Here is a 16,807-nt window from a genome sequence, read left to right on the forward strand (position 1 = left end):
GCCGCAGCGCTTGCATGGGTCGTGTGTAGAGGGCGCGCAGCCCCCGATTTCACGCCACGCTCCGGGGGCGGCCCGTAGGCTCGGGGTTCCCTCTGCATGCGCGGTCGCAGCCTCGCCGCGCGAAGGGCCACTGACCACCATGACCTTGCCTTCCCGTATCGCGCATCCCGTGTCGTGGCTTTCCAACGGCCATCTCGCCAGCTTCGTGGGCGCCGCCGGCGCGGGCGGCTGCCACTGGAACGGGCAGGCGGTGACGCGCTGGCGCGAGGATGCTGTCGGCGATGCCTGGGGCAGCTACGTGTTGCTGCGCGACGAAGCCAGCGGCGAAGCCTGGTCCGCCACGCCGCAACCGCTGGGTGGCGAATCGCGGGAATTCGCGGTGGACTTCGACGCGTCCCGCGCACGCTTCACGCGCAACCACGGCACGCTGGAAAGCGTGCTGGACATCGCGGTGCACGGCGCACTCGACGCGGAACTGCGCCACCTCGCCCTGACCAACCACGGCGAGCGGCCGCGCGAGCTGTCGATCACCTCGTATGCGGAACTGGTGCTGGGGCCGGCCGGTGCGGACGTCACGCACCCGGTGTTCTCCAAGATGTTCGTGCAGACCGAATGGATGGCCGAAGCAGGCGCGTTGCTGGCCACCCGCCGCCCGCGCACGCCGGACGAGCCGCGCCTATGGGCCGCGCATGCCATGGTGCTTGCTGACGGAACGCCGGGTGCCGAGGCGCACGAAAGCGACCGCATGCGCTTCCTCGGCCGCGGCCGCACGCTGCACGACGCGCTCGCGATGCGGGCGGGCGCGCGGCTGTCCAACCGCACCGGCTGCATGCTCGATCCGGTGTTCAGCATCCGCCGCCGCGTGGAACTGGCGCCCGGGGCGCGCATGAGCCTGTGCTTCTGGACCGTGCTGGCCGACAGCCGCGATGGCGTGCTGGCATCGCTGCGTTCCCTGCAGGCGAAGGACGCCGCCGACCAGGCGCTACGCAGCGGCGAGGCCTGCACCGCGGCGCGGCGCAGCGGGTTGGGCATCGACGAGGACCAGGCCGCACGCTTCGATGCCCTGGTCGGCGCGCTGCTTTACCCGGACGCCGCGTGGCGCGCTCCGGCCGAGGCGCTGGCGCGCGGGCAGGGAGGTGCGCCGGTGCTGTGGAGTGCCGGCATTTCCGGCGACCGCCCCATCGTGCTGTTGCGCCTGCCGGACAAGGCCGGGCTCGGCCGCGCACGCGAACTGCTGCAGGCCCAGCGCTACTGGCAAGCCATGCAGCTGGGCATCGATGTGGTGCTGCTGGACTGTGCGGGCGGCGCCCTGCACGACCCGCTGCAATCCATGGCGAAAACCCAGGCCGGGCAGCTCAAGGGCAAGGAGGCCGTTCGCGCGGAATGCTTCGCGCTGGACGAGCAGACCTTGCAGCCGGCGCTGCGCGACGGCCTGCGCACCGCCGCGCGGATCGAGCTCGACAGCGCTTCGTCGTGGCCGGCGCCGCTGCGCGGATCAATGCCGGCGTTCGCTGCGCCGCCGCGGCGCGCGCCCGTTCCGTTCGCGGCGGCGCCGCCGGCCGACACGCCGGTGCGCGAGTTCGACAACGGCCTGGGCGGCTTCGTCGATGGCGGACGCAGCTACCAGCTCGAGCTGAGCGGCGAACGCTGCACGCCGGTGCCCTGGATCAACGTATTGGCGAACCCGCAGTTCGGCTGCCTGGTTTCGGCCGAGGGCGGCGGTTACGCGTGGTCGCAGAACAGCCAGCAGAACACGCTGACGCCATGGCCGAACGACCCGGTGTCGGACGTTCCGCACGAGGTGCTGTACCTGCGCGACGAAGATCGCGACCTGCTGTGGAGCGCCACCGCCGCGCCGATCCGCGTGCCCTCGGCGCGCTACCGCGTCACGCACGGCAAGGGCTGGAGCCGCTTCGAGCACACCGCGCAGGACATCGAGGTGGAGCTGCTGCAATGCGTGCCGGCCGACGTCACCGTGAAGCTCTCGCGGCTGCGCCTGCGCAACCGCTCGTCGCAGCGGCGGCGGCTGTCCGTCACCGGCTACGTGGAATGGGCGCTGGGCGCCAACGGCGCCACCGGCGCGCCCTTCGTCGTGACCGAGCGCGATGCCGGCGGCGCGCTGTTCGCCCGCAACGCCTGGCGCGATGAGTTCGGTGCGCGCGTGGCCTTCGTCGACCTCGGCGAGCTGGCCGGCGCCTGCACCGGCGACCGGCTGGAGTTTCTCGGGCGCCACGGCTCGGTGGAGCGGCCGGCCGTCCTGCTGGGGCGGCGTGGATTGTCCGGTCGCACCGGCGCGGGGCTCGATCCCTGCGGTGCGCTGCAGGCAGTGCTTGAGCTGCCGCCCGAGGGCGAAGCCGAGCTGCTGTTCATGCTCGGCGATGCCGCCTCGCGCGACGAGGCGCGCACCCTGGTACGCAAGTACCGGGCGGCGGGCATCGACCCCGCATGGGCGGAAGTGCGCGCGCAGTGGGATGCCATGCTCGACGTCGTGCAGGTGCGCACTCCCGACCGCGCCATGGATCTCCTGCTCAACGACTGGCTGCCGTACCAGGTGCTGGCCTGCCGCCTGTGGGCGCGCACCGCGTACTACCAGGCCAGCGGTGCCTACGGCTTCCGCGACCAGCTGCAGGACAGCATGGCGCTGTGCACGAACCGGCCCGACGTGGCGCGCGAACACCTGCTGCGCGCCGCCGGCCGCCAGTTCCCCGAGGGCGACGTGCAGCACTGGTGGTTGCCGCCCAGCGGCAAGGGCATCCGCACCCGAATCAGCGACGACCGCCTGTGGCTGCCGTTCGTCGCCGCGCATTACGCGGAAACCACCGGCGACACGGCCGTGCTCGACGAATCGCTGCCCTTCCTGCACGGCGATCCGGTGCCGCAGGACGCCACCGAAGCGTTCTACCTGCCGCAAACCTCCGATGACGCCGCCACCGTGTACGAACACGCCGCGCGTGCCATCGACTCCAGCCTGGCCACCGGCGCGCACGGCCTGCCGCTGATGGGTACCGGCGACTGGAACGACGGCATGAACAACGTGGGCGCGCAGGGACGCGGCGAAAGCACCTGGCTGGCCTGGTTCCTGATCGCCACCATCGACGCGTTCGCGCCGCTGGCCGCGGCGCGCGGCCAGGACGAACGCGCCGCCCGCTGGCGCGGGCATGCCGACGCCTTGCGGCGGACGATGGACGGCGACGCCGGCTGGGACGGCGCCTGGTACCGCCGCGGCTACTACGACGACGGCACGCCGCTGGGCTCGCACGAAGACGAAGAATGCCGCATCGACGTGATCGCGCAATCCTGGAGCGTGCTTGCCGGCGCCTCCGACCGCGCCCACGCCGAGGCCGCCATGCAGGCCGTGCGGCAACACTTGCTGGTGCCCAGCCCGGGCATCGCGCTGCTGCTCGCGCCGCCGTTCGACCATACCGACAAGAACCCCGGCTACATCAAGGGCTATCCGCCCGGCATCCGCGAGAACGGCGGGCAGTACACGCACGGTGCCGTCTGGTCGGTATTCGCCCACGCCAGGCTGGGGCAGGGCGACCGCGCCGGCGAACTGTTCGACCTGCTCAACCCCATCCGCCACGCAGACCGTGCCGAGGCGGTCGAACGCTATCGCGTGGAACCGTACGTGGCGTGCGCGGACGTCTATTCGGTGGAGCCGTGGATCGGCTGCGGCGGCTGGACCTGGTACACCGGCTCGGCCGGCTGGCTGTATCGCGCCGGCCTGGAAGCCATCCTCGGCTTCCGCCTGCACGGCGCGCAATTGCACTTGTCGCCATGCCTGCCGGCGGCGTGGCCGCACGCCGAGATCCATTACCGCCGCCACGGCCCCGGCGGCATCGTCACCTGTTACGAGATCCGCGTGAGCAATCCCCACGGCTGCCAGCGCGGCATCGCCGCCGCCTCGCTGGACGACGCAGCGCTGGCGACCACGCACGGCGAGCTGTGCGTGCCGCTGGTCGACGACGGCGGCACCCATTGCATCCACGCTGTGTTGGGCGAGAGCTGATCCTGGCCGCGCTGGAAGAACGGCTCGACCAGGACAGCGAGGTCCGGGAGGGTGCCGGCGATGGTCACTTGGGCGCAATGCGTTTGATCGAGCCGGGCAACCTGGACCAGAACGGCTACATCGAATCGTTCAACGGTTGCCTGCGCGATGAGTGCCACAACGAACACCGGTTTCCCAGCCTGCTGCACGCCCGCACCAAAATCGAATGCTGGCGACGCGCATGCAACGAGGAGTGGCCGAAGAAGGCGCTGGGCGGGCTGACACGGGCCGCCTACGCGAAGCAGTTAAGTAACCCCGGACTCTAAATCCACCCGCTACTCAAAGCGGGGGGACATCGCTGATAGGCAAGCTCCATGACTTTGACGAACAGGCCGCCAGTCAAGAAAGTGACTATGGAACTCATAGATGCAGTATCTCCCATAGACCTTACTTAGCGACGCTCGGCAGACATCTGCTGAATTGTGCGTTCGACTTCACGAAGCCGCTTCGCTGCGTCACCTCGCCAGCTCCGGCTGAGGCGTTTACGAATGAGGATGCCGCACGCCGTTTTCGCGTGGCAGTACGCTAGGTGACTCATTGCTGGGTCATCCAGCGAGGTTGGTTCGACTGTTACGGTAATAATTGCCCTTGGTTCAAGGCGGCACGGCAACTGCGTTTGCCGCAGGAAGTCGTTCGTAATAACGGACTTTTGCTTAGCGAAGCGACTAGAGGTGTAGCCGACTTCCGTAATCGTCACGGGTATGTACCCGGTGTTTATGACTTCGATGCAGACGGTTACTTGTCCGGTCGAAATGAACATGACGCGACTGAGTACCCGCAAACGCACCACATCCTTGCGAACCATCCAGTAAGCGTTGAAGACACCGAGTGTGGCGCCTATCACGGCAATCCCGAGCGTCACCCCCTGAATTAAGTCCACGCCGCACTCCTACTGTTGTGGAGACGAGTGTACGTGTTGCGCGTAGCCCATGCAGGCATGTGCAGGAGCGCGTCGCGCGGGGAGGGCAGTACGTACCTATTGCTCCGCAGTCCGAGCACAGCGAAATCGCCACGCGTCTCGCCGCGATCTGCGTCCGTAGCCGTCCGCGCACAAGCGGGTTGTGAAGTAGGGACGAAAGTCGGGACGACGAGCACAAGGCAATAAAAAAGCCCCTTAATTCAGGGGCTTATTTACATTTCTGGCGGAGAGGGTGGCCGCCTTGGATAGTAACAATGAGCTTCAGTGTTTTGCAAGGAGGCTCAGAGTAAACCCTTATTTTAAGCCGTTTGTTGGAGGTTCTTGCTCAACGAGCCACAACGAAAATCAATCACATCCAGATTTGCGTGGCATACTGGATGGCACACCAAAAACTGGACCTGGAGCCTCCACTATGGCCCTGCTCACTGACACCAAAGCACGCAGTGTCAAACCTGGAGGCGTTCCGCTCGCACATGGCGGAGTCACCGGACTGACGCTCCACCCGTCCCCTAGCAGTAAAGGGCAGGGCAAGTGGGTCTTCCGTTACGTTAGTCCTGTTACCAAGAAGCGTCGGAACGCGGGGCTAGGCAGCTACCCCGAGGTCAGCATTGCCGAGGTAGCGCAGCAAGCCCGTTTCATGCGCGAGCAAATCGCTCACGGGAAAGACCCGTTGGAGATCAAGGCTGCTGACGCCGCCAAGCCACATACCCCATCGCTACGTGAAGCTGCGGAAACCCTGCACAAGGAATTGACGCCGGGCTGGAAGAACGCCAAGCACGCGCAGCAATGGATCAACACCCTCACTGAGTATGCCTTTCCGCTGATTGGTGCGATGCCGATGGATCAAATCCAGCCGCGCCACATTGCCGACGTGCTGCGGCCAATCTGGCTAGAGAAGGCCGAGACGGCCGGACGGGTGAGGCAGCGGCTGCACGCCGTCATGGCCTGGGGATGGGCACATGGCTTTTGTCAGTCCAACCCGGTCGACGTGGTGAATCACCTCTTGCCACTCCAGCCAAGCAAGACGGTTCGCACGCAGCACCAGCCGGCTATGCCTTGGTCATTGATTCCGACGTTCGTGACCGCTCATCTACCGCAAGACCCTGAACAGAGTCTTGAAGTCACATGCCAGCTATTGGCTTTCGTGGTGCTGACAGCCGCCCGTTCGGGTGAGGCGCGTTACATGACGTGGGACGAGGTAGACCTGAATGCCAAGCTCTGGACAGTGCCTGCGGAGCGGATGAAAGCGAAGCTGAGCCACCGCGTGCCGCTTTCCAAGCAAGCCGTTGCACTCCTCAAGCGCCAACAGGGGCTGCACGACACGTTCGTGTTCCCGTCCGTGCGCAAGGGTGTCCCATTGTCGGACATGGTTCTGACGGCCTTCCTACGGCGCGTGAAGGCCGTCAGTGACGTTCCGGGACGGGTGGCTACTGCGCATGGCTTCCGATCCAGCTTCCGCGACTGGTGCAGCGAGAAAGGGTATGCGCGCGATCTGGCCGAGAGAGCCTTGGCGCACACTGTGCAGAACAAGGTGGAGGCGGCTTACCACCGCACCGACTTGCTTGAGCAGCGACGCGCGTTGATGCAGGCTTGGGCGGACTTCGTGATGCCCCGCCGAGCTAGAAAGCCCCGTGACCGACACTCAGCAACTTGAACCTATCCGCTTGGTGCCGCTCGTGGAAGCTGTGCCGGATGCGGATCAACAAAGCCGCATTCTGGCCCTGGCGGCGGAAAGCAAGCTCCGCTTGTATGTTCCAGTACCGTTGGAGAGAGTGGTCTACACAGGAAGTGCAAAGCTGGACGTATCCAGTTGCGTGACGCCCACGGTGCGGCAGAAGATGGCCGAGGCCAAGCGTAGAGGTGCACTTGTTATCAAAAAGCCTACCCTCTGCCGTGAGGTCGACTTCTTGGCCTTGGCGCCGAATGATGCACAGAGTCTGCTAGTCGCAAGAATGGCGCGCGTCCAGCAATTTCCCGGCGGCCTGAAACTCATACCCGCCAAGGTCGAACACGAGCAAAGCGGGCTGGAGTTTGTTCCGGCCCAGCTCTACTTACGTCCTGCAGGCGAAACCATCGACCGTGGGCCGTGGATTCTTGAAGCAGGCGAGCATGCCATCAGGATCGACTGGCAGGATGTCCTTCTGGATCGTCGCGCCATAGGGATGCTAAAAAATTCAGTCGATACCGACGTGCCCATCGCAACTGTAGATGGGATTGCCAACACTGACATCGGCCACGGTACGCTGCCTGCTTACGTCCCCTTTGAAGATGTCCCCGAAGAAGACCAGCCACTACCGCCGCCTCTGCCCATGATGAAGCTTGAGGAGGATGATCCTTTCAATCTTCGATCACGCGCTCCCGCCGTGTTCGTGCTCTATGCCGCTGCCAAATACTTTTTTGACGAACCTAGATACCCTCCGATCAAGCAGAACCTGCTTGAAGATTGGTTTTCTGACCGTCGTGTGCCAGTGATCGCCTGGATTACACAGATACAGGGGAACTACGCAGGGCTCACTAGGGAGCGCAATGTCAGACTCGCATTCAAGCTTATCCATCCCAAGAACGATAAACGTAAATGGGCGTCGAGCGACTACCAGTCGAAAGAGATCTCCCCTGCAATCGTGGATGAGGCTTCCAAATACCGTGAAAATGTTGAGCACTACGTCAGCAAGCGCCTGAGCGTCGTGATTTTGGCTTTAGACCATTGGGAGCAACTTAATAAGGTTAGCTCTGATCACCAGAAAAATGCGGTCACTGCGGAGCATCAAGTCAAATTGATGGATAAGCTCCGCGATGAACTCCGCAAATGGAGATTTGACTCTGATGACGAGCGGAAAACGATCGTTGACTTTGTGACGTGGCCGCAGCGATACGATGATCTCCAAAAGCAGATCAAATCCGACGCCGAACTTGCCAAAGATGCTCGCGAGACCGGGGAAGCCGCCGAAGTCAAGAAGTCTACCAAGGCCAAGAAGTCTAGGCGTCGCCCAAGATCTCGCTGACGATTGCGAGGTCGTGCTGGAGCTTACGAGGTGCGCCACGCTTCACGCTGGCCCATGACCGGCGTGTGACCCCCTTCCACAGGTCACGCGCATACCCCGTATCCACTTGGAAGTCTTCTTTGGTCATGTACTTGATGGCTTCACGAAGGCCGAGCAACTTCATCCGGTCGCTGACGTGGACAAGCCCAAGGCAGTTTATCGAGTACTCGCCGCGCCTCGTCCAGCAATTGAAATACGTGCCAAGACCGCCACTGTAACGACGCTGCCACGCTTCTCCGAGCAGGCGCGAATACGTCGCAGCCTCGCGGTGCTTGTGCCCATCCATAGCCGCCAGGAGGTGGTAATGGATGCCGCGCCGGAACCCGTTTTCGCGCTTGCAGATCCACGCCTTCACGTCAGGCACGATGCGACTTTCGCGCATAGTCCGAAGGTAGTTGTGGATGCACCGGTTTGCGTCCTCGGTCATAGCCCAGACCTTATGCTCCGGAGCGATGTAGAAATCCACGCGGAGGATCAGCAGGCGCGAATGCTCGGCAAACTTGGAGGCCATGTACCGACAGCACGCTCGAAAATTTTCACGTGCATTGCGACCATAGTTGTTCACTATGCGCCTGAACTTCTTGGAACGACACACGCGGCGCACGAAGCGCAGCAGGTGGTCGAAGGCCCTGGCGACTGCCGGCGCATCGACATCGAGATTCTTGCCGCCATACCTGCACAACGTCGGGCCAATCCGCTGGCAGGCACGAAGCATCACCGTTAGGAAGGGGTTCAAGATGATCTTGAGGTCATCCATGCGCGGAAAGTCGTGCGGATTCTCCCTTAGGGTGATGTTGACCGACAGCCCGCTTACCCTACGACAGCTCGGGTATGCCTGCTCGATATGGGGGACAATATCCATGCAGATGTCCCGGATCTTCGTGCCCAGCCAGGTCAGCCGGTGCTCGAAGTGGCCGTAGGTCAGAAGACCCTTTCCCGTACCTAATTCCACGGCGTTTTCACTACCAGCTACAATGCGCTTCGTTACGCTCGCCATCCGCTCGATGTGGTATGGCAAGTCGATTTCTTCAGTGATGTGGCTACAACCGTCACTGGTGCGAACGATGCCCTTGGAGAGTCGCTGGTAGCGCCTTTCGCTTGCAGCAATTTCCCGCTGCATATCCTCCATGATGTCGGGCTTGAACCTCTTGCCGATGTTATTTTTCTCTGCTTCTTTCACCTTGAACTCCTCGTTGATGTTATTCGTTCGACTAATACAAGTCATTTCCGCCTCCTGTGATCGGTGATCGGCCAATGGCCTTGCCTATGCGATACCAGAAATCGTCCTCACGTCAGTTATCCATGCATTGCATTTGCATTGCATATGTAACCGTAAAGATTTCCAGGCAATCGCCTCCTATGCGCGCCACTCCCCCCCGCTGTAGGGGCTCTTTTGCGCACGACTGCTAGCGTGTGGCCGCTTGTTGACTTGGCGGTTGAGATAGGCCGTCGGTCGCGTGTCGATCCAGTCCCGGATCCGGCTCCACCTCCATCCCACGGCGTTTCGGGTCTTGCCGCTGCCCAGGCACTGTGGCTGCGGGAAATCCGGGTCGAACGACGGGTGGCCAACGGTGCACCTGTTACGGACGGTGGACGCGCTCAGTCCAACTTTGTGCGCTACCTCAGATTCCCGCATCACGCGGTCTTCGTCGCCGCCATGGGCCGCGAGACGGGCAACGGTTTTGCTCAGGATCTCCACTTGTTGGCCCAAAGCTTCGATGCTCTTGCCCACAAACTCCATGAGACCAACCAGCTTCCCTGCAACGTCGTTGTCGATAGCCATCCTTCCGTCCCGTGTGTGACTGCGATGAACGAAGAATGGATCGAAGTCCGTGAGGACGTACAGTTCAAAAATTCGACATCGACGCTCCCGATGTCAAAAACCCGCGCCGTTGCTGCATCTGGAAGTCAAACAGGTGGAGCCGTATTGCGACCGATGCAGAACCCTCCTCGGGCCGCCTGCCGGTTCCACCGTGGCCTTCAGCACCTTTCCACCTCAGCCATGAAGTGCGTCGATGCAAATTGCGGTCTCGCCAGCGAAGCTATTGCGCATTTCCCTCCTGACGCCAACGAGATCATTCACTCCACGAGTAGAAAAGCGCTACCTGCCCGATGCGGTACAGGCATTGGTGAAATACGGAATTTATGGCGGGCCGCAAAATGGCGCAGATTTCGTGTCGAGTTGATGCCTAGTTGGCTCAACTTCCAGCGTCGAGTTGGTTCAAGTCCCTGAAAGGACAAAGTTGCCGCAAGGAAGCACAACGAAACTCAGCAAAGCACGTTCCCATCTGCAATTAAGCTTCGTTGCGAAATAAGCAAACCACGATTCCACACCACCTTTCCGAGCTGCCACCTCGGCAGTTCCATCCACCCGACTGACCGGTGGATGTCTCCCCTTTGTAGGAGGTTTGGTGATGTTTGATAGATCGTGGGCTGGATACCCCTATACCTCGCTGGTCGAATGCCTCGTGGTCTTTGCCGTCCTGTTTCTGGCCGGCGCCCTATGGTCATGGGGCATTCGCTGGTACGTGGCCTATCGCTTGAAGGACGGCTGTCATGGATGACGGTCTCCCGGATGACGAATGGAGCGGTGACCTCATGGAGTTCACACCGCCGTGCTGTCCCCAATGCCGATCGACTCACGTCGAGCCACGCAACCTGGCAAGACGCTTCGGCGGGGCGATTGGTGCCGTTGTAGGAACGACTGGTGGCGTCGCTGCGGCGGTGGCAGGTGCGGAGGCGGGCATCCTGGGTGGCCCCATCGGGGCGCTGCTCGGTGCGGCGGCCGGCGTGGTCATCGAGGGCATTGTCGGAGGCGCCACCGGCTGTGCGGCTGGTTCCCGTCTCGGTGATGCCATCGACCGGAACATCCTGCACAACCGCCGCTGCCGTGCCTGCGGCCACACCTTCGGCGACACGTCCCGCTAAGCCACGGCACCCTGGCGCGGTTCGTTTCGACCTTTCCCTCTCGTAGCGGCATACCGCCCGGGGCCGGGCAGACGCGGGGCCCGGGGCGTTATGCCATCGCATCCAAGGAGTCTGTCATGCCAACGGTTTTACGTCCGGCGCCGCCATCAGCCGGGCATTCCCACAACACCACGGATCAAGCCATCCTGGCCGCCGCCGAGAACATCCTGCACGAGAAACTTCAGCGGCAAGGCTGCATCGGCAACCCGATGGATGCCGCCGACTTCCTGCGCATGCGCCTGGGCGCACTCCTGCACGAGGAGTTCCACGTCCTGTGGCTCGACAACCGGCACCGCATCCTGGATTGCCAGCGGCTTTTCACTGGCACCGTCGATGGTGCCAGTGTCTATCCGCGCGAGGTCGTGCGAGCTGCCTTGAGCATCAATGCCAGTGCCGCCATCTTCGCCCACAACCATCCAAGCGGCGTAGCCGAACCCAGCGCGGCTGACCGAGCCATCACCAGGGAACTACGCGATGCCCTAAGTCTGGTCGGTGTGAGGGTGCTCGATCACCTCGTCATCGGTGCCGAATGCGTCAGCATGGCTAGCCGGGGACTCCTGTAGTCCGGCGTTCCGCATCAAGTTTTATCCGCCGCATCTTGTTTACTTGCGGCTAATTGCTTGGCCTGACTCAGCAGCTTCGATCGTTCAGCCTTCGTCAGCTTGGCGAAGGCCAGCAGCATGTCGGCTTGGTCGTCGTCTTCGGCGAACAGGTAGGCGAGCGGAACATTGAGTGCTTTCGCCAGCGCTGCGGCCGTGTCCATGTCCGCCCGGTTGACCTGCTGTTCGTAGCGGTTGATCCGAACGCTGCCGTTGGCTTTGTCATCGGACACGAGTCCTCCCAATGCCCGCTGCGAAAGGCCCCGCAAAGAACGGGCAGCCTTCAGGCGCTTGGCAAAGATGGCGGCGACGGACGTGGTCAAGCGTTGGCATCGGCAGCTTAATCGTCATCAGCATTGCCTATATACGCCGCGCGCAATAGTCTATACCGTGACAGTATATAGCTACTCACGGGTGCCCACTGAGGCATTCCCGCATGGCCACAGGGGGCCATCGAACAACCGATGCGAAGCCGCACACGCCCAAGGCAAAGCCAGTGAACACTTCATCGACTCTGAAGTGGCGGTGGGTATGTCGGTTGGTGATCACGCGCAGCGGGTTCTGCCCCTTAACCCTCATCTTGGACGAACCAGTTCCAAGGACGTCCTGTGGGGATGGCGTGGGTCTCGTACACGAAGGCGGTTCCCAAAGTACCAGTTAAGCCAACTACAACCACTCACGAGGCAACCTCCATGAATCCGGTTACTGCCACCTGGAACACCTACAAGGCCAATACCCAGTCGCTCGACTCCGTCGATCGCTGGAATCTCATCCTGAGCCGCCTCTTCTTCGGCACGTTGTTCGCCAGCCTCCTCATCACGGCGTTCATCAGCGTGTCGGCGGGGGAGACGGGTTACGTCCTGATGGTAGGCGCCCTGCTGTTCACTGGTTTGCCGTACATCGTCAGACGTGGCTATCAGAAGGGCCTTCGCCAGCGTGGCAAGCAGTTTGCCTCCGGCTTCGCGCTCGGCAGCGATAGTGCGCTCAAGAAGGAATACCGCAATGCGGCCATCGGTGGCGCGATCCTGCTGGTCGCCTGCTGGCTTCCCTGCGCGCTGGTCGAGGGTCTCAACGGTTTCTCCCTCGCTTGCGTTGCTGGCTTCTCCGCCTTCACCGCGGCATGGTTCCTGATTCGCGGGTTCAACGTCGGCTGGAGTCGAGTGCAGCCCATCACGGGCAGTGAGCCGTTGTACGTCAGTAAGCCCGGTCTCATCAATGCCCCGGTGTTCTGGCTCGTGTTCTACGCCGTCTTCTCGCTGATCAGTCTCGTCAGCATCGTCGGTTCACCGGAGCGTGCCGCGGCAGCCGATGCCATGTCACGCGCAGCAAACGCCCAAGCCAATGCGGCGTTGTTCCAAGGCATCGATACCCCTGCCGATCAGTAAGTCCACCCTCGCAGCCCTTCCTAGTCGGAAGGGGTTGTATGCCATGAACTCGATGCTTAACTGAGGAAAAATCTCTCATGAAAAAGCTTTTCATCGTCTCCGGACTGCTGGGCCTTCTGGCCCTGACCGGCTGTGCTCCCGACAAGCACATTGCCGAAGTGAAGGCATTGCCCTTCAGTTACCCCAGTGAGAACGTCCAAGATCCGAACATGACTGTGGATCAGGCGCTGGATTACCGCAACGTCTGTGACTCAGTGAAGTGGAAGATCGATGAAACTGAACAACACCAGACCTTTGTTCAGTACGACTGCACGTATAAGGGTGTCAAAGACTCGATGTTTATTGCGAGAGATATTACAAACTCGCCTTCAAATAACCCTGCCGTTGCCGTTGGTGAGACTTATCAGTGGATTTTTGGCTCGGATGGCAAACCAAGTCTTACCTACATCGCATTGCACTACCGTTATGCAAACGGAAACTCCAAAGACGTGAGCCGGCTTAACCTTGGTGGTGGTGCATATATCGATGGTGCGCCGTGGTACACCGCTGTCATGCAGATGGCGGTCGAGAACAAAGTGGCTGACTACGACCATGTTCTTTCTCACCTTTATGGCTGGCGCATTCCCGTCAAGCCAGCCAAGCCTTTCACGGATACGACCTACGGGAATACCCTGACTGCTTACTATCCCGGCCACAATGCAGCTCAAGCTGCAAGCCTTGCCTACCAGTGGAAGCGCGCACCCATAGAGGGGGTATTCAGCATTGGTGTGGCTGGCTACCCCATCGTCTCCATTAACGATCGATTCGTCGATCAGCTGTTCCCAGTAAACCCAGCGGATGTCCAATTCGCCAAGAAAATCGATACCAGCTATACCGATACCGCTGTAGACAACCTCAGCTCCAATAACCCTTACGAGATCATCAGACTGCTTCAACTTGCTCCGAACAAGCTCTTCTGCCTAAGCAATCGGTGCTACGACCGCAATGCACAGACTGTAGGGCGTGCCCCTGAATCCGTGCTGGCACAAGAAGTCGGGTTCAATAAGTGGGCGCAGATATCTGGAGCCGCTTCGGCATCGAAATCTGAGAAGGAGACGGCTAACACTCCTGACGCGCTTGCTGTCGCCATGGCGAGCACGGCCATGACGCCACCGACTCCTGCTCCACAGGTAGCGCAAGCCGTCCAGCCGACACCTGTCGCTCCGGTAACACAGCAGGTGGTGAACTCGGCCACGGCGACGCTGACCGGTGCCTCGCAGTCCCATGGGCAGCCAGTCGCAGATGCGGCGGTGCATAGCGGTGACGTCGGCCCGGATGGCTGGCCGAAGATGACCCCCTGCATCCAGAAGCTGCAGGACAAGTTCACGGCTGACCAACAGAAGCAGAACGCCGACACCTCGACCAGTCTGGAGCAGATGCAAGAGTGGGCCAGCGTCTGCAAGTCGCTCGGTCAGTGACAGAACAGCCCCTTTTCCCGTGATCGGGAGAAGGGGCTGTTCCATTGACGCATGCAAACCCTGAAACGACCAAGGCGCCTCCGTAGGCACCTTGGTCGGTGCATCGGTCATCCATGTGGCGCCAGACTTCCCGACACCTCTGTTATCCCAGCGCCCCGCATGGCAAGCAAGCCGAAATACGTATCGGCATACGCTGACAGATCAAGTTGCACCGAAGAATCCGAAGAGTAGACTCGCCCCGAAAGGGGATTGATGTTAGGAGGTAGGGGATGGTGAAGGGATCATGGGCCGGCTTGATGCTGGTCGCTGCCGTCGTGTGGTGTCCGATAGCTCAGGCACACTTTCTGTCACCTGATCCGAAGTTGCCGACTGCCGGCAACATCTTCGGATTCAACCGATACGCGTATGCCAACAACAACCCGGTGACGAACCTAGATCCGGATGGGCGTGACTGCACCACCTCGAACCGAGTGACCACCTGCTTCACGGCCATGTATCGCGTGCAGTTTCCAGCGCAACCTGGGTTCAAGGACTTCACCACGTCGTCGCCCAACTATCACTTCTATTCGGTGCCCGTAGACACTCCGGGCCACACCGTGACAGAAGATCAGAATTACCTGGTCCAGAAACCGACACCCGGCAGTTCGAACGGCGCTAGTCCGCAAGGCACGCCGAACGACGCCACCCCGGTAGTTGGTAACGTCCTACCGGGCTCGATCAGCCCTGTGATGTCGTTCACCATGACCAATCAGAAGGATGGCCAACCGGTCATCGTAAACGTCACCGAGCCGGGTCATCCGTTGCAGTCGGGTATCGTGGTGCGTGAAGCCACGCAGTCCAGCGACGGCAGCACCTCGATACAAACCTGGGGCGAGGGCACCGCACCGCTTCAGTCGCCAAGCACATGGGAAGGCCGAGAGTTCGGACCGGACATCAACAACGTATGGAAACAAGAAGCACCCCCACCGCCACCCCCCACACCGAGGGCGACGGGATGCGGCACAGGAGCCATCAGTGTCTGCAATTAACTGGCCCCGTTTCATTCTAGCGATCCTTGTGGCGCCCTTGGTTCCCGGCCTGCTGTTCTTGGCGTTCTCGCTGTTCGGGCATCCGGGTGAGGGCGTTTGGTCGTTGAAGTTCGCGGCCATGCTTGGTTACCCGGCCATGATTGTGCTCGGCGCACCCGCCCACCTGATCCTCGTGAAGTGCCGCTGGACCGCGTGGTGGTCCTACGCTCTGGCCGGCTTGTTGGTCGGGGCGATCATCTGTGGCTTGCTGTTCGGGGTGCGAGTGGCGGCGCTCGGCGCGATCCTGGGCACCTTGACCGCCGCCGTGTTCTGGCTCATCGCGAAGCCACCGCGTGCGCTTGCCGCGTAGGGTGGGTCGAGGAATCGGGCTACTCGCCTTTCTGGCAGTCAGCCCGTGGGCTCAAGCCCACATGCCCGGCGGCGTCGCGGTCCGCGATGACCCGAACCTCCACATCATCGAAGAGCTCGCGAGCCCACCCGATGGCCACGTGGACTACACGCTGGTCCAGATCGCCATCGAGCGCGCGGCCAATCCCACGTTCGATGCCAAAGCCTTCAACGCCACGCTGGACCACTGGGTCGCGGTCGTGCGGGCCCGTGTGCCGAAAGATGCGCCTCCCACGACGGTGATGACGGCCCTGGGCCAGGTCATCTACCAGTCCGGCCCATGGAACGACCACCACCCGTTCTCGTATGACCTGGATGATCCCTTCGGGAAGATATATCAGAACAAACTGGTGTCGACTTACCTGCGTACCCGCAAGGGTAACTGTGTGTCGATGCCCACGCTGCTGATGATCCTGGGTCAGAAACTCGGGCTCACGATGACGCTAAGCCAGGCACCGGAACATGAATTCGCACGGCTTCAAGACGTCAACGGCCGCTGGTTCAACATTGAAGGCACCAGTCCAGCTTCATGGCCGGATTCCGTCTATATCCACGAAATGAATATCACGCAGAAGCAGATCGACAGTGGGATTTACCTACGCACGACCACGCCGCACGAAACCGTGGCGGGGATGCTGGAACCCTTGGAAGCGGTCTACGCGCACCAGCGCAGGCCGGGTGACCTGCTCGGCCTGGCAATGTTGGTCGTGAAGCTGGATCCGAAGAACGCAGGCGGCTACGTCAACGAGGCTAATGCTTTCTTCCTTGAACTCGAACACCGCTATCTCGACCGGCACCTTACCCCAGCGAAGCTGCCGCCGGAGCAGCGCGCGGACTTCCAGGCCCTCTACGACTCGAACACCCGAATCCTGAAACGGGTGGAGGCGATGGGGTGGGTGCCACCGACAGCAGCCGAAGACAAGGCTTACCTTGAACGGATCGAACGATACAAAGCCACTCACGGTGGCTGATCGTC

The 16,807-nt window shown here is 61.8% G+C and carries 14 protein-coding genes and 1 pseudogene; 11 read left to right on the forward strand and 4 right to left on the reverse strand.

The window, feature by feature from the left end:
* Nucleotides 1-139 precede the first annotated feature (139 nt).
* Both ABQJ56_RS03020 and ABQJ56_RS03025 read left to right on the forward strand, forming a co-directional pair.
* Complete coding sequence (locus ABQJ56_RS03020) at nt 140-4,009, forward strand: GH36-type glycosyl hydrolase domain-containing protein (RefSeq protein ID WP_367843508.1); 3,870 nt, start codon at nt 140-142, stop codon at nt 4,007-4,009.
* A 77-nt stretch (nt 4,010-4,086) separates the two neighbouring features.
* Nucleotides 4,087-4,314 (forward strand): annotated as a pseudogene (locus ABQJ56_RS03025) (integrase core domain-containing protein); the annotation flags it as partial.
* Between the two features lie 125 nt (nt 4,315-4,439).
* On the opposite strand, the gene ABQJ56_RS03030 reads toward ABQJ56_RS03025, so the two are convergent.
* Nucleotides 4,440-4,928, reverse strand: a complete 489-nt coding sequence (locus ABQJ56_RS03030; protein ID WP_367843509.1) for a hypothetical protein — start codon at nt 4,926-4,928, stop codon at nt 4,440-4,442.
* A 451-nt stretch (nt 4,929-5,379) separates the two neighbouring features.
* Between ABQJ56_RS03030 and ABQJ56_RS03035 the strand changes: the two genes are divergently transcribed.
* A complete protein-coding gene (locus ABQJ56_RS03035; protein WP_367843510.1) occupies nt 5,380-6,621 on the forward strand; it encodes a tyrosine-type recombinase/integrase in 1,242 nt (413 codons plus the stop codon).
* Entirely contained in the window at nt 6,599-7,969 is a 1,371-nt protein-coding gene (locus ABQJ56_RS03040) for a hypothetical protein (RefSeq protein ID WP_367843511.1), read from the forward strand. Before ABQJ56_RS03035 ends, ABQJ56_RS03040 begins: the two co-directional genes overlap by 23 nt.
* Here ABQJ56_RS03040 and ABQJ56_RS03045 read toward each other — a convergent pair.
* Both ABQJ56_RS03045 and ABQJ56_RS03050 read right to left on the reverse strand, forming a co-directional pair.
* Nucleotides 7,944-9,233 carry a YagK/YfjJ domain-containing protein gene (locus ABQJ56_RS03045; protein ID WP_367843512.1) on the reverse strand — a complete coding sequence of 430 codons (1,290 nt, stop codon included), beginning with the start codon at nt 9,231-9,233 and terminating at the stop codon, nt 7,944-7,946. The genes ABQJ56_RS03040 and ABQJ56_RS03045 overlap by 26 nt on opposite strands.
* Nucleotides 9,234-9,365: 132 nt before the next feature.
* On the reverse strand, nt 9,366-9,791 hold the full coding sequence (locus tag ABQJ56_RS03050; RefSeq protein WP_367843513.1) for a helix-turn-helix transcriptional regulator: 426 nt from the start codon (nt 9,789-9,791) through the stop codon (nt 9,366-9,368).
* 773 nt (nt 9,792-10,564) lie between these two features.
* Here ABQJ56_RS03050 and ABQJ56_RS03055 point away from each other — a divergent pair.
* Complete coding sequence (locus ABQJ56_RS03055) at nt 10,565-10,936, forward strand: hypothetical protein (RefSeq protein WP_367843514.1); 372 nt, start codon at nt 10,565-10,567, stop codon at nt 10,934-10,936.
* Nucleotides 10,937-11,052: 116 nt separating this feature from the next.
* A complete protein-coding gene (locus tag ABQJ56_RS03060) occupies nt 11,053-11,538 on the forward strand; it encodes a JAB domain-containing protein (protein WP_367843515.1) in 486 nt (161 codons plus the stop codon).
* 14 nt (nt 11,539-11,552) lie between these two features.
* Here ABQJ56_RS03060 and ABQJ56_RS03065 read toward each other — a convergent pair whose 3' ends face one another.
* A complete protein-coding gene (locus tag ABQJ56_RS03065) occupies nt 11,553-11,897 on the reverse strand; it encodes a helix-turn-helix domain-containing protein (RefSeq protein WP_367843516.1) in 345 nt (114 codons plus the stop codon).
* Nucleotides 11,898-12,266: 369 nt separating this feature from the next.
* On the opposite strand from ABQJ56_RS03065, the gene ABQJ56_RS03070 reads away from it, so the two are divergent.
* From ABQJ56_RS03070 to ABQJ56_RS03090, 5 genes are all read left to right on the forward strand, one after another.
* The gene (locus ABQJ56_RS03070) at nt 12,267-12,959 is read left to right on the forward strand and encodes a hypothetical protein (RefSeq protein WP_367843517.1); all 693 of its coding nucleotides are present in this window, start codon (nt 12,267-12,269) and stop codon (nt 12,957-12,959) included.
* Between the two features lie 77 nt (nt 12,960-13,036).
* Nucleotides 13,037-14,416, forward strand: a complete 1,380-nt coding sequence (locus ABQJ56_RS03075) for a hypothetical protein (protein WP_367843518.1) — start codon at nt 13,037-13,039, stop codon at nt 14,414-14,416.
* A 269-nt stretch (nt 14,417-14,685) separates the two neighbouring features.
* A complete protein-coding gene (locus ABQJ56_RS03080; protein ID WP_367843519.1) occupies nt 14,686-15,444 on the forward strand; it encodes an RHS repeat-associated core domain-containing protein in 759 nt (252 codons plus the stop codon).
* A complete protein-coding gene (locus tag ABQJ56_RS03085; protein WP_367843520.1) occupies nt 15,431-15,793 on the forward strand; it encodes a hypothetical protein in 363 nt (120 codons plus the stop codon). The genes ABQJ56_RS03080 and ABQJ56_RS03085 overlap by 14 nt, the downstream gene beginning before the upstream one ends.
* A 61-nt stretch (nt 15,794-15,854) precedes the next feature.
* Nucleotides 15,855-16,802, forward strand: a complete 948-nt coding sequence (locus ABQJ56_RS03090; protein ID WP_367843521.1) for a transglutaminase family protein — start codon at nt 15,855-15,857, stop codon at nt 16,800-16,802.
* Nucleotides 16,803-16,807 lie beyond the last annotated feature (5 nt).

Origin of the sequence: Rhodanobacter geophilus, from assembly GCF_040812275.1 — a bacterium.
GTDB lineage: Bacteria > Pseudomonadota > Gammaproteobacteria > Xanthomonadales > Rhodanobacteraceae > Rhodanobacter_A > Rhodanobacter_A geophilus.

Bases quoted from the DNA above. Each gene is read 5' to 3' on its own strand.
- ABQJ56_RS03055 (WP_367843514.1), top strand. From the start codon at position 10,565: ATGGATGACGGTCTCCCGGATGACGAATGGAGCGGTGACCTCATGGAG.
- ABQJ56_RS03090 (WP_367843521.1), top strand. From the start codon at position 15,855: ATGCCCGGCGGCGTCGCGGTCCGCGATGACCCGAACCTCCACATCATC.
- ABQJ56_RS03050 (WP_367843513.1), bottom strand. From the start codon at position 9,791: ATGGCTATCGACAACGACGTTGCAGGGAAGCTGGTTGGTCTCATGGAG.
- ABQJ56_RS03060 (WP_367843515.1), top strand. From the start codon at position 11,053: ATGCCAACGGTTTTACGTCCGGCGCCGCCATCAGCCGGGCATTCCCAC.
- ABQJ56_RS03070 (WP_367843517.1), top strand. From the start codon at position 12,267: ATGAATCCGGTTACTGCCACCTGGAACACCTACAAGGCCAATACCCAG.
- ABQJ56_RS03035 (WP_367843510.1), top strand. From the start codon at position 5,380: ATGGCCCTGCTCACTGACACCAAAGCACGCAGTGTCAAACCTGGAGGC.
- ABQJ56_RS03075 (WP_367843518.1), top strand. From the start codon at position 13,037: ATGAAAAAGCTTTTCATCGTCTCCGGACTGCTGGGCCTTCTGGCCCTG.
- ABQJ56_RS03080 (WP_367843519.1), top strand. From the start codon at position 14,686: ATGGTGAAGGGATCATGGGCCGGCTTGATGCTGGTCGCTGCCGTCGTG.
- ABQJ56_RS03045 (WP_367843512.1), bottom strand. From the start codon at position 9,233: ATGACTTGTATTAGTCGAACGAATAACATCAACGAGGAGTTCAAGGTG.
- ABQJ56_RS03020 (WP_367843508.1), top strand. From the start codon at position 140: ATGACCTTGCCTTCCCGTATCGCGCATCCCGTGTCGTGGCTTTCCAAC.